This window comes from Amycolatopsis ruanii (assembly GCF_003385175.1).
GTDB lineage: Bacteria > Actinomycetota > Actinomycetes > Mycobacteriales > Pseudonocardiaceae > Amycolatopsis_E > Amycolatopsis_E thermalba.
The window spans coordinates 22,284-33,840 of record NZ_PQHY01000008.1 but is presented as its reverse complement, the minus strand read 5'-3'; the positions used below and the strand labels follow the sequence as shown (position 1 = coordinate 33,840).

At 71.6% G+C, this 11,557-nt stretch carries 15 protein-coding genes; 7 read left to right on the top strand and 8 right to left on the bottom strand.

Annotated features, from left to right (window positions below; genetic code table 11):
- Positions 1 to 32: 32 nt before the first annotated feature.
- Together D0D28_RS06365 and D0D28_RS06360 are read left to right on the top strand one after the other, a co-directional pair.
- Positions 33 to 959 (top strand): SseB family protein, encoded by a 927-nt coding sequence (locus tag D0D28_RS06365; RefSeq protein ID WP_116110046.1) that lies wholly within the window; start codon positions 33 to 35, stop codon positions 957 to 959.
- Between the two features lie 385 nt (positions 960 to 1,344).
- The gene (locus tag D0D28_RS06360) at positions 1,345 to 1,713 is read left to right on the top strand and encodes a MerR family transcriptional regulator (RefSeq protein ID WP_240323109.1); all 369 of its coding nucleotides are present in this window, start codon (positions 1,345 to 1,347) and stop codon (positions 1,711 to 1,713) included.
- Position 1,714: 1 nt separating this feature from the next.
- On the opposite strand, the gene D0D28_RS06355 is transcribed toward D0D28_RS06360, so the two are convergent.
- The 6 genes from D0D28_RS06355 to D0D28_RS06335 are packed head-to-tail and all read right to left on the bottom strand — an operon-like array spanning position 1,715 to position 4,154.
- Entirely contained in the window at positions 1,715 to 2,287 is a 573-nt protein-coding gene (locus D0D28_RS06355) for an alkaline shock response membrane anchor protein AmaP (protein WP_116110045.1), read from the bottom strand.
- Complete coding sequence (locus D0D28_RS06350; RefSeq protein ID WP_116110044.1) at positions 2,284 to 2,817, bottom strand: DUF6286 domain-containing protein; 534 nt, start codon at positions 2,815 to 2,817, stop codon at positions 2,284 to 2,286. The genes D0D28_RS06355 and D0D28_RS06350 overlap by 4 nt, the downstream gene beginning before the upstream one ends.
- Entirely contained in the window at positions 2,814 to 3,188 is a 375-nt protein-coding gene (locus D0D28_RS06345) for an Asp23/Gls24 family envelope stress response protein (RefSeq protein WP_116110043.1), read from the bottom strand. The genes D0D28_RS06350 and D0D28_RS06345 overlap by 4 nt, the downstream gene beginning before the upstream one ends.
- 5 nt (positions 3,189 to 3,193) lie before the next feature.
- Positions 3,194 to 3,370, bottom strand: a complete 177-nt coding sequence (locus tag D0D28_RS36035; RefSeq protein ID WP_094004916.1) for a hypothetical protein — start codon at positions 3,368 to 3,370, stop codon at positions 3,194 to 3,196.
- Positions 3,367 to 3,687, bottom strand: a complete 321-nt coding sequence (locus D0D28_RS36570; protein WP_233157194.1) for a hypothetical protein — start codon at positions 3,685 to 3,687, stop codon at positions 3,367 to 3,369. The genes D0D28_RS36035 and D0D28_RS36570 overlap by 4 nt, the downstream gene beginning before the upstream one ends.
- A complete protein-coding gene (locus D0D28_RS06335) occupies positions 3,684 to 4,154 on the bottom strand; it encodes an Asp23/Gls24 family envelope stress response protein (protein ID WP_094004917.1) in 471 nt (156 codons plus the stop codon). Before D0D28_RS06335 ends, D0D28_RS36570 begins: the two co-directional genes overlap by 4 nt.
- Positions 4,155 to 4,355: 201 nt before the next feature.
- On the opposite strand from D0D28_RS06335, the gene D0D28_RS06330 reads away from it, so the two are divergent.
- Positions 4,356 to 4,565 carry a CsbD family protein gene (locus tag D0D28_RS06330; RefSeq protein WP_094004918.1) on the top strand — a complete coding sequence of 70 codons (210 nt, stop codon included), beginning with the start codon at positions 4,356 to 4,358 and terminating at the stop codon, positions 4,563 to 4,565.
- A 162-nt stretch (positions 4,566 to 4,727) separates the two neighbouring features.
- Here D0D28_RS06330 and D0D28_RS06325 read toward each other — a convergent pair whose 3' ends face one another.
- Complete coding sequence (locus tag D0D28_RS06325; RefSeq protein WP_143266171.1) at positions 4,728 to 5,024, bottom strand: alkyl sulfatase dimerization domain-containing protein; 297 nt, start codon at positions 5,022 to 5,024, stop codon at positions 4,728 to 4,730.
- Between the two features lie 268 nt (positions 5,025 to 5,292).
- Here D0D28_RS06325 and D0D28_RS06320 point away from each other — a divergent pair, with 268 nt between their 5' ends.
- From D0D28_RS06320 to D0D28_RS06305, 4 genes are all read left to right on the top strand, one after another.
- The gene (locus D0D28_RS06320) at positions 5,293 to 6,150 is read left to right on the top strand and encodes a helix-turn-helix transcriptional regulator (protein ID WP_116110042.1); all 858 of its coding nucleotides are present in this window, start codon (positions 5,293 to 5,295) and stop codon (positions 6,148 to 6,150) included.
- 69 nt (positions 6,151 to 6,219) lie between these two features.
- Positions 6,220 to 6,999 (top strand): SDR family NAD(P)-dependent oxidoreductase, encoded by a 780-nt coding sequence (locus tag D0D28_RS06315; RefSeq protein ID WP_116110041.1) that lies wholly within the window; start codon positions 6,220 to 6,222, stop codon positions 6,997 to 6,999.
- Positions 6,996 to 8,639 carry an MFS transporter gene (locus D0D28_RS06310; protein WP_275895888.1) on the top strand — a complete coding sequence of 548 codons (1,644 nt, stop codon included), beginning with the start codon at positions 6,996 to 6,998 and terminating at the stop codon, positions 8,637 to 8,639. The genes D0D28_RS06315 and D0D28_RS06310 overlap by 4 nt, the downstream gene beginning before the upstream one ends.
- A 565-nt stretch (positions 8,640 to 9,204) precedes the next feature.
- Positions 9,205 to 10,635 (top strand): gamma-aminobutyraldehyde dehydrogenase, encoded by a 1,431-nt coding sequence (locus D0D28_RS06305; RefSeq protein ID WP_116110039.1) that lies wholly within the window; start codon positions 9,205 to 9,207, stop codon positions 10,633 to 10,635.
- A gap of 239 nt (positions 10,636 to 10,874) precedes the next feature.
- Here the strand turns inward: D0D28_RS06305 and D0D28_RS06300 are convergent, their stop codons facing one another.
- A complete protein-coding gene (locus tag D0D28_RS06300; protein WP_094004924.1) occupies positions 10,875 to 11,483 on the bottom strand; it encodes a TetR/AcrR family transcriptional regulator in 609 nt (202 codons plus the stop codon).
- Positions 11,484 to 11,557 lie beyond the last annotated feature (74 nt).

The window sequence follows — 11,557 nt, the reverse complement described above, 5'->3', positions numbered from 1 at the left end:
CGGCGGAACACGACGAAGAGGAAGTGTCTGGAGTGGACTTTCAGTGGCGCCCGGCCAACGAGGTCGAGAGCGGCATGCTGGCCGCGCTGCAGGACAGTGACAGCCGGCGCTACGCCCAGTTGCTGCGCGAGGCCCCGCTGTACGTGCCGGCCACGCCGGAGCCGGGCGACCCGTGGCCGACGAGCCTGCCGATGCCCGAGGGCAACCACGTCATCGTCTTCACCTCGGAGGAGTCGCTGGACTGGGCGCTCGGCGGCGTGGTGGACAGCTGGCGGGAGACGACCATCGCGGGGTTGCGCGAGATCCACCCCGACCACGCCCAGCTCGTGGTGAACCCGGGCATCCCGATCGGCGTGTACCTGGTGCTCGGCGAGGTCGAGGACCTGGCCGAGGGGCGGCAGGAGCTGGTCCCGGTGGAGGACGTGCAGGACGCGATGGTCGACGAGGTGCTCTCCGAGGTCCGTCGCCTGGTGCTGGAGGAGCTGGGCGGGGACGCCGAGGCCGCCGCGGCGCTGCAGCCGATCAACGAGCTGGAGGAGCGGCTGCGCGACGCGGTGTCCGAACTGGACTTCGACGCGTTCCTGCTCGCGCTCATCGGCTCCGACGTGGTGCTGCCGGCCGCCGAGCCGGTCCCCGACCCGGCGGTGATCGAGACCGGCGGGTTCCCGTGGCGGATCCTCGGCGACGACGAGACGCCGGTGGTGCCGGTGTTCAGCTCCGAGCAGGTGCTCGACGCGGTCGCGCCGGGCGGCGCCCCGCTCGCGACCGTGTCCTTTTTGGACGTGCTGTTGAACTGGCCGGGCGAGGATCACGTGCTGTGCTTCAACCCGGGCACGAGCATGGAGCTGACGCTCCCCGGGAGCAGCGTGCCGGAACTGGTATCGGCGATCGCCGAAGCGGCGGCGGCCGGTGGTCCCGCGGACGGCCAGTCCGGAAACGGTGCCGCGCCGGGAGCCTGATGTGGTCCTGGCGTTGCTCGACCCACGCCTGGCCGCCTGACGAAGAACATCACGCCCACGGCTCGTCCCGCTTCGGCGGTCGCCGGGTTCCAGCAGAGGGCACGAACGCCGCTGGTCTCCCGTCGGGTGGCGGTCACGGCGCCGGCTGTCGCGCTGGTGGCCGGGGCGGTCGCCCCGGGGTGGCCAGCGCCGCCCAGCAGGACCGCCCGGAGCGGCAGCAGGTCAGTCTGGCCTCAGCTTGTCGCTGAAGACGAGCCGACGCCAAGGAGCCGCGCAGTACATCAATGCACCGTAGTCAGTGGTGTTGCCGTCAGCACGCCCGATGGCAGCAAACTCGCTGACCGGCGGCGGAAACCGACCTGGTGACGGAGTTTCCGCCGGCCAGGTGGCGGCCTTCACCGGGGCCACGGTGAAGACCGTGTGGCACCGGCAAAGGCTGCTCGACGAATCACCACGCGACAGCTCCGGCTACCGGCGCTACGGATCCGCCGACCTGCTGCGGCTGGTCCAGGTCCGGACCCCGGCCGAGGCCGGCGTACCGCTGGCCGAAGCCGGGTCCCTGGTCGACGCCGAGGCCGAGCAGCTTGCCGCCGCACTCGACGGTGTCGGACGGCGCATCACCGAGCGGATCGCCGACCTGATCGCCGGCGCGACGCACTGCGACAGCCCGCCGACGGCGACCGGCTCCTGCTGCCCGGCACCGGCATCCCATGACGAGAGACCTCAACCCCCAGCACTGTGCCCGGTCCGCTGAATCACTGGATGCGGCTCACCGTCTTGGTGCTGAACCGGAACTCGACCGTGGTGGGCAGGGCCTCCAGGTCGAGGGCCTGGCGCAGCCGGGGGAGGCCGTCGGTGTCGAGCCGGTGGCGGATGTGGGTGGGATCGCCGTCCTGCTCGACCGTGACGACCAGCGCCAGGGTGGGGTTGTCCTGCTGCCCGGCGAGGGTGCCGCGGGCCGAGTGGACTCCGGGGTAGGTCTCGACTTCGGCCAGCAGCGGGGCGATGGCGGTGCTCGCGCCCAGTTCGGTCCGGCCGGTGTCCGGGTTCTGTTCGAAGCGCCACGTGGTCGTCTTGGGCCGGTGGGCGAGTTGTGCCAGCAGCCAGCGCAGCGCGAGCAGCGCCACCACGATCCCCGCCGCGGCGGCGGCGTAGAGCGCCCACGTGGGTGGCGATGCGGTGCCGGGCACCAGTGGGGAGTCCGGCGCGAGCACGGTGAGGAGGCGGAAGTGGGTGCCCAGGGTGAACGCGCCGGCGGCGAGCAGGACCAGCCCGCAGAGGGCGAGCAGGGTGCGGTTGAGGCGGGCGGGGCGGTTGAGGCTGGTCATGACTGGCTCCTCGCGGCCTTGAGCTTGATCTTCACGGCGGGCCGGCGCGCGGGCGCGATCTGGTCGAGCCGGTGCGCGAGGGAGTGCTCCACGGCTTCGGCCAGCCCGGTGGTGTTGGTGCGCTCGGTGCGCACTCGCGCCGTGAGCGACCGGCCGCGCACTTTCAGCTTCACCCCGTCGACGCCGTCCACGTCGGCGGCGGCGCGCAGGGTGCCGCGGTAGCTGTGGCGGGAGGCGCCGGAGTCGATGGCGGTGTCGCCGGCGGCCAGCGGCAGCACGGTGCGGGCGCCGGGGACGACCGCGCACAGCAGCAGGAGCACACCCAGTGCGGCGGCGACGATGCCGGCGGCGAGCACCGGGGTGTCCGTCCACAGCAGACCGTGCAGAGTGCGGGCTGCCTGGTCGTAGCTGATCCAGGTGGGTTCGTTCAGGAGCATCTGCACGGCGGTGACCGCGACCAGCGCGCCCGCGGCGAGCAGGATCACGGCGACCAGTGCCGCGGGCAGGCTGCGGCGGGGACGGCGTTTCACTGGACCCTCCTACGGGCGCTGACGTCGGAGTGCAGGGCGGTGATCGTGATGTCCACACGCGACACTGTGCGGCCGGTCAGCTCACCCACCCGCCGCACCAGGTGCAGTCGCGCGGCTTCGGTCGTCGCCGTGACCGGCGCGGGGTAGGCGACCGACAGCCGGGCCTGCAGCGTGATCTCGTCGCCCCGCACGCGGGCGGTGACCTGCGCGTCACGGTCGAGGTCTTCACCGTCGACGGCGATGCCGAGTACCCGGCGGGCGGCGCCGCCGACACCGTCCACTTCGGTCAGCGCCATGGTGGCGATGCGCTCGACCGCGCGTTCGGACAGGACGGTCTGCCCGCGCTCCTCGACCGGGGTCGTGGTGGTCATCGGTCTCACCCCCGGTCGCGGCCGGTGAGCTGGGACAGGTCGAGCTTGCCGTCGAGATAACGCCCGGCCAGCAGGCCCAGCGCGCCGAGGACGAGGACGACGAGGAAGGCGCCGAACCCGCCGAAGGCTCCGGCGAGACCGAGCACGAGCCCGGTCAGCAGTCCGATGTGGGTGGTGCTCATGGCAGTGTCCCTTCAGCTGGGCCGTTGTCCTGTGGCAGGAGGTCGGCGATGTGCACGTGGACCGCGTGGCCCGCCGTGCCGGGCTGCGCGGTGACGGCGGTGCGGACGTCGTCGCCGATCCGGTCGGCGGTCGCGGGGTAGCGGCCGATGACGCCGACGGTGATCTCGCCGGGCCGGATCCGGATGCCACGGACGCGGCGGTGCGGCAGGTAGGTGGCGATCTCGCCGAACCGGCCGCCGTGCAGATCCGCCACGGTGGGCTGGGCCTGCACGGCGGTGGCGATGCGGTCGGCGTCGATCCCGACGCCGGCGGTCACTGGACGCGGCCGGTGTCGGCCTGGTCGTCGCCCTCGTCGTCGCTGGGCAGGTGCACGTCGCTGACGTTGATGTTGACCTCGACGACCTCCAGGCCGGTCATCCGCTCCACCGCGGTGATCACGTTGCGGCGCACCGCGCGGGACAGGTCGGCGATCGACACGCCGTACTCGACCAGGATCTGCAGGTCCACGGCGGCCTGCTTTTCACCGACCTCGACCGACACCCCCTGCCCGGCCGAGGCGGAGGCACCCGGGATGCGCTCGCGGAGGGCGTTGAACGCCCGCGCGGCTCCGCCGCCGAGGTCGTGCACGCCGGAAACCTCGCGGGTGGCCAGGCCGGCGATCTTCTGCACCACGGTGTCGGCGATGGTCGTGGTGCCCTGCTTGGTCACCAGCGCGCTGGTGCCGGACTTCTCCACATCCCCACCCGAGTGCTTCGCGGTCGTGGTGGCGGTGGCGTTGGTCATGTCCTTCTCCTTCGGCAAGTCCGGTGGGTCTCGGTGGACGTCGTCGCGATGTCCACACTGGAGAGAACCCACGGCGGGAAGAACGTCACGACCCGATCGTGTGGTTTGGATCTCCGGTGTGAGGTGCACCGGTGCGCCCGTGACGGATCCGCGCGGCCGCTGTCCTTCGGGGCGTACGGATACCGAGGAAGGGAGAACCCCATGTCGTTGGGCGACAAGTTCGAGGCCAAGGCCGAGGACCTGGGCGGGAAGGCCAAGGAGACCGCGGGCCGGCTCAGTGGCGACGAGCAGCTGCAGGCCGAAGGCAAGACCGACCAGGTCAAGGCCGCGGCCAAGGGCGCGGTCGAGAAGGTGAAGGACGCGGCGGGCGACGTGGCCGACAAGATCCGGGGCGCCGTCGGCAAGGCCTGACCGAGGGGCGGACCGGTGGCACGCACAGGGCGGCCACCGGTCCTCCCGCGGCCGTTGCGCCCGTCTGGCCCGCTCGACACCGTGACCAGCAACAGCCGCCACCCGGCGAGGTAGACCAGATCCGCGCGCCTCAACGGCGCGGGAAGTGCGCTGCGAACGTGCTCAGAACGCCCACTGGGTGCGGCCGCTGGTCCGGGTGCGCAGTTCCTCGTCGCGGCAGGCGCCGTCGAGGACCGCGGTCGATTCGGCGACCGTCCAGCCGTAGACGCCCTTGGCCATGGTGGAGGTCGCGGTCTTCTCCAGCGCGTGGAACACCTCGGCCCGGACGCGGTGCGCCTCCGTGCCGTCCGGGCCGGCGTCCACCGCCATCTGGGCGAAATGTCCGGCCAGCCGGTGTTCCCCGCAAGCGAGGAGTTCGAGCGCCCGGAGGCGAGCATGGCCGGCGCCCGCGGCTGCCATCCGCACCCTCCACCGGCCAGCGCCACCGCCCTCGACCTGTTCGGACGACGCCCTCCGCGAACGCGAGGAGTTCACCGTCTCCGTCAACCTCCCCCCTCGGGATCGGGACTGCACGGCCGAATGGCTGGTGGAACCACTCGCCGGCCGTTCTCGAGACAGCTCGGATTACCGGGCCTTGACGACCAGGTATGACTGGTTGGCGAGCTCCCGTCCGGTCGGATTGACCGGACGGGATCTCGGCGAGCGCGGTGGCTTCTACCATGGAGGAATGGACGTTTCCCGGCTCCCCGCAGACGCACGACAGCGACGCAGCGCCGAGATTCGCGCGTTCCTGCGCTCGCGGCGGGCCCGGTTGGCGCCCGAGGATGTCGGGATGCCCGCGGGCGGCGCGCGGCGTACGCCGGGGCTGCGCCGTGAAGAGGTGGCAGTGCTCGCCGGTGTCGGAGTCTCCTGGTACACCTGGCTCGAACAGGGCCGCGAGATCAACATTTCGGCGGATGTCCTGGACGCCATCGCCCGGGTCCTGCGCCTCGACGACGAGGAGCGCGAACACCTGTATCTCCTGGCTGGGCTCAACCCGCCGCCGCACCGGCAAGCGAACCGCGAGGTCTCTCCCGCGCTTCGGCGGCTGATCGACGGCTGGCTGCCACGCCCCGCCTACGTGATCGACCGGCACTGGAACTTCGTCGCCGTCAACCGCGCCGCGAATCTGGTGTTCGGGTACGGCGAAGACGACTACAGCTGCCTGGTGAGTTTCTTCACCAATGCGGCCTTCCGCGCGTCGCTGTGCCACTGGGAAGATGGTGCGCGGGCGATCGTCGGCCAGTTCCGGGCGGACGCGGCCCGTTATCCGGACGATCCGGAGTTCGGCCGGCTTGCGGCCGACATGTGCGCGGCGAGCCCTGCCTTCGCCGACATCTGGGCGGAGCACCCGGTCGGTAGCGCGACCGAGGGCATCAAGACCGTCCGGCACGCGGAGTCCGGCGAGCTCGTCTTCGAGTACACTGCGCTGCCGCTTTCCGGCCTGCCCGGTCACCGGCTGCTGCTGTACACGCCGGCACCGGACACCGGCACCCAGGCCCGGCTTGCCGCCCTGCTGGCCGCGCAGAAGCAGACCGAGCGCTGAGGGTGGTGGTGGCAGACCCAGGTCCGACCGGCACTCCCAGGCGCGCGGCGGCCGGTCGACGATCGGCGTATGAAGCGGTTCACCAACAAGACGGTCCTGGTCACCGGCGGTACCAGAGGCATGGGGTTCGCCACCGCGCGCCGGCTCCTCGACGAAGGCGCCTACGTCGTCATCACCGGACGCGACCAGGGGCGCGTGGCGGAGGCCGCCGCCCGCCTGCACACCGAGCCCGAGCGGGTGCTCGCAGTCGCGGCCGATGTGGCCTCCCGCGCCGACCTCCGTCACCTCATGCGGCGCGTCGAGACGTGGCGCGGCAGCCTGGATGCGATCTTCGCCAACGCGGGTGTCGGAATCTTCAAGACCACCACCGAGATCACCGACGACGACTTCGACCACGTGGTCGGTGTCAACTTCAAGGGCGTCTTCCTCACCGTCCAGACGATGCTGCCCCTGATGCGGGACGGCGGTGCCGTGGTCATCAACGCGTCGTGGACCCTCTACCGCGGGCTGCCCATCGCCTCCGTCTACTCCGCGAGCAAGGCCGCCGCACACAACCTCGCCCGGACCCTGGCAGCCGACCTCGCGCCACGCGGCATCCGGGTCAACTCGGTCAGCCCCGGCTACATCGACACGGCGATGTACCGCGACGCCAACCCGGAGCCCGGCGCCGAAGCCCGGAATGCCGCTGAGGTGGCTCTCGGCGGCCTCGGGCACCCGGACGACGTGGCGGCGGCCGTGGCGTTCCTGGCATCCGAGGACGCCTCCTACATCACCGGCCAGGACCTCGTCATCGCCGACGGCCTCGTCGGCGCCGTGCCCGTGGCGTCACCGCGGAGTGTGCCGGCGTGAGGCTGCCCACGGGCGGACGGACGGGCAGCGCACGGCCCGCGATCACCTGCACCGCCATACTCCTGGTTCTGCTGATCCTTCCGACTTCGGTGACGGGGTCGGGGGTGGCGCTCCCGCACATCCGGCGCGATACCGGTGCGTCACTGGACGCCCTGCAGTGGGTCGTGCACGGCTACAACCTGACCTTCGCGAGCTTCATGCTCGCTTGTGGCTCGCTGGCCGACCGGTTCGGCCGGCGCCGCGTGTTCATTGGGGGCGCGGTGCTGTTCACCGTGGCGTCGCTGGTGAGCGCGGCCACGAGCGACATCCTGCTGCTCGACGTGATGCGCGGCCTCGCCGGTGTCGGTGCCGCCGCATTGCTGACCAGCGGCAGTGCCATCCTGGCCACGAGCTTCGACGGCGCGGCGCGTACCCGGGCGTTCGCCGCCGTCGGCATCGTGACGGGTGGCGGGCTGGCCATGGGAGCCATGGCCGCGGGCACGCTGGCGGACGCCCTGGGGTGGCGCTGGTTCTTCGGGCTGCACGCGCTGCTGATGCTGCTGGTGTTGCTCGCCGTCCCGTTCCTGCCCGAATCGCGGGGCGCGGTGACGGCCCGGGTGGACTCGGTGGGCACCGCGACGTTCGTCACCAGCCTCTTCCTCCTCATGCTCGGTGTGGTCGAGGGCCCGCGGTGGGGGTGGGGCAGTGCCGGCGTCGTGGGGCTGCTGGCCGGTTCGGTGGTGTTGATGGTGGCGTTCGTCCTGGTGGAGCGACGCGCCCGGCATCCGATGCTCGATCTGAGACTGCTGCGCAACGCCAAGTTCATGGCGCTGTGCCTGATCCCGGTGGTCGTCTCCTTCTCGTTCGTGATCCTGCTGCCGCTCCTGCCGAACTACCTGGTGGCCGCGAACGGCGCCTCCAGCAAGACGGCCGGCGCCACGATGCTGCTGATGACGCTGCCGATCCTGGTCACCCCGCTCCTCGCCGCGAAGCTGATCCGGTGGGGGTTGACCACGCGGCACGTGCTCGGCCTCAGCTTGGTGTGCCTGACCGGCGGGGTCACCTGGCTCGCAGCGGTCCTGCAGGCCGGCATGAGCCTCACGGCGCTGTCCGGCCCGCTGATCACACTCGGGGTCGGGCTCGGCCTCAACTTCGGGCTGATCGACGGTGCGGCACTGACCGTGGTGGCGCCCGAGGCCACCGGCACCGCGGCGGGCTTGCTCAACGTGCTGCGGCTGGGCAGCGAGGCCATCGCCATCGCGGTGGTCGGCACGGTGCTGGTCGACCTCGTGCAAGGTTCGCTGGGTGACGGCCTGGGCGGCTTTCCCGCCTATCGCGGAAGGGCCGGCGAGTTGGCCGACAGCGTGAACGCCGGCGACCTCACCGGCCCGCTGTCCGAGGTGCCGGCCGAAATCCGGCCGGAGTTCTCCGACTTCGTCACCAGCGGGCTCACCGGCGCGTGGCAGACGGTGCTGTGGGCAAGCGCCGCCATCTGTGCGGTGCTGTCCGTTCTGATCTACGTCATGCTCGCCGGACCGAGGCGCGGACAGTCGCGTGCCGCGGCAGGCGCCGAGCCGCGCCGGGACCATCGGGCGCCCCACCCGGCGGGCCGCGTGGGAAGCGGTCCTCGACCTGCCGCGGAACGAACTCCGGAACCCTGACGGCCTCCATGATGCGGTGAGCGGTTGACGAGATCCCGTCCGAGCGTGGTGATCGGACGGGATCTCGGCGTTGGGTTGTTCGGCAGCTTGTGGCGGTTGGCGGAGCTGGTTTCCGGGTGCGGGAGGGGTCGTTGTCTTTGCGGTGCGCACCGCCCCGGCTGGAGTGACACCCAAGCGTCACTCACCAACCGGTGTGCTCGCGGCCGTCCTGGTCTACCAGGCCGTGCTGCGGGCCCCGGTACCGTGGCGTCGGCGCGATCGCAGCTGCGGCACACCACGTTCTCCTCGGCCACCTGGCCGGCGAATCGGCCGCGGCCGCCGGGCTCGCTCACCAGCTCATGCTCGGGCAGGTCGGGGTACCGCTGGGCGGGTGACCGCCGATGCGCGTTCTGACCCCCAGCCGCTGGTCTGCCCGGGCACGAAGTCCGTGCCGACCACACCCTCGCGGCCGTCGCCGCGGCCACTCGTCTTCGATCTCGGTCGGCTCGAGGTCCCAGCCCACCGCAACGAATTTAGTTGCCGAAAGGCGTTGACTCCGCTGAATTAGTGGTGTTCCATGCGTCACATGGACACGCAGCACATCCGCAACTTCGTCGACGGCAAGGCGGTCGACGCCGCTGACGGTCGGACCCTGGACCTGGTCGACCCGGTGACCGGCGCCGTCCACGCCACGTCCGCGCTGTCCGGGCCCGCCGACGTGGACGCCGCGTTCGACGCCGCCGCGAGGGCCTTCGAGACCTGGTCGGAGACCACCCCGGCGGAGCGGCAACGCGCGCTGCTGCGGATCGCCGACGCGCTGGAGCAGCGCGCGGACGAGTTCGTCCGGTGCGAATCGGCCGACACGGGCAAACCGCTCGCGCTCACCCGCGACGAGGAGCTGCCGCCCGCGGTCGACCAGATCCGCTTCTTCGCCGGCGCCGCCCGGGTCCTGGAGGGCAAGGCCGCCGCCGAGTACCTGGCGGGCCACACCTCGTTCGTCCGGCGGGAGCCGGTGGGCGTGTGCGCTCAGGTCACCCCGTGGAACTACCCGCTGATGATGGCGGTGTGGAAGATCGCCCCGGCGCTCGCGGCGGGCAACACCGTCGTGCTCAAGCCCGCGGAGACGACGCCGGGCAGCACGGTGCTGCTGGCCGAGCTCGCCGCCGAGTTCCTGCCGCCCGGCGTGCTCAACGTCGTGTGCGGGGACCGCGACACCGGCCGCGCGCTGGTCGCGCACCCGGCCCCGGCGATGGTGTCGGTCACCGGCTCGGAGCGGGCGGGCATGGAGGTCGCCGGCGCCGCCGCGGCCGGCCTGAAGCGGGTTCACCTGGAGCTGGGCGGCAAGGCGCCGGTCGTGGTGTTCGACGACGCCGACATCCCGGCCGCGGCCGAGGGGATCGCCGCCGCCGGGTTCTTCAACGCGGGCCAGGACTGCACGGCGGCCACCCGCGTGCTGGTGCACGACGCGGTGCACGACGAGTTCCTGGCCGCGCTGACCGAGCAGGCCAAGGCCACCCGCACCGGGCGCCCCGACGACCCCGACGTCGCGTACGGGCCGCTGAACAGCCAGGCGCAGCTGGACAAGGTCGCCGGGTTCCTCGACCGGCTCCCGGATCACGCCCGCGTCCACAGTGGAGGGTCGCGCGTCGGCGACGCCGGGTTCTTCCACGCCCCGACGGTGGTGGCCGGGCTGCGGCAGGGCGACGAGATCGTCACCGACGAGGTGTTCGGCCCGGTCATCACGGTCCAGCGGGTCGGCGACGAGCAGGAGGCGATCCGGCACGCCAACTCCGTCCGCTACGGGCTGGCGTCGTCGGTGTGGACCCGGGACCACGGCCGCGCGATGCGGATGGCCAAGCGGCTGGACTTCGGTTGCGTGTGGATCAACACCCACATCCCGATCGTGGCCGAGATGCCGCACGGCGGGTTCAAGCACTCCGGCTACGGCAAGGACCTGTCGATGTACGGCCTGGAGGACTACACGCGCGTCAAGCACGTCATGAGCGCGATCGGCTGACCCCTCAGGCGCTCGCTCCCCTCAGAGGTCCTAACGGATTGAGTGTTTCTTGAGCCGGTGCGGGCTCGATCGACCGGGCTCGTCCCGGTTTTCGGTCTCCTTTTAGCGCCCGGACATGCGAGTCGTCGATCGCGGCGCGGGACCAGTCGATCAGTCCGGCCGCGTTCAGCTTGGCCTCCCACCACAAGATCGACAGCGGGAGACATCAAAACACACCAAGATCATTCTGTTACGACCCCTCAGCTGCCCGCGGCGGACTTCCCGTTCGCGGGCAGCAGCATGCGCAACACCCGGCGGCACAGCCCGCCCACCCGCCGCGCCCGGACCGGGCTGACGCCGGTCTCCGACAGGTGCGCGTTGCCGACCGCCGCGCACAGCATCAGGTACGCGATGTCGCTCGCCTCGCGTTTGGGCAGGGCGTGGCCGCCCATCAGCGCGCCGGTCAGCGTGTCGAGGATGTCGTGGTACTCGTCCACGAACTTCTTGCGCAGGTCCTCCGTGCGGCGGGCTTCCTCGAACAGCGCCAGGAAGACGGCCAGCTCGTCGCTGGGTCCGTAGAACCCCGGGTGGAACAGGTAGTCCAGCACGCCGTCGGCCCGTTTCCGGTCGTCGTCGATCCCGCGCACCCGGTCGAAGGCCTCCCGTCCGGGCGCGTTGATCCACTCGGCGAGCGCGGCCACCTGGTCGTGCCGGTTGCCCAGGTAGTGCCGCACGTGCCCGCGTGCCAGCCCGGATTCCGCCGCCACGTCCTCCAGTGACGTGCGGGCGAACCCCGACCGCGCGACGCAGCGGGCGAACGCGCTCAGGATCTGCTCCTTGCGTTCGGCGGCGAGACTGCTCCGGCCCACCGTGCTCTCCCTTCCCGGTCCCTCGTCTGCACGGTAGAGGATATCCGGCCGCCGTGGCGCGTCCGGAGCGCTGG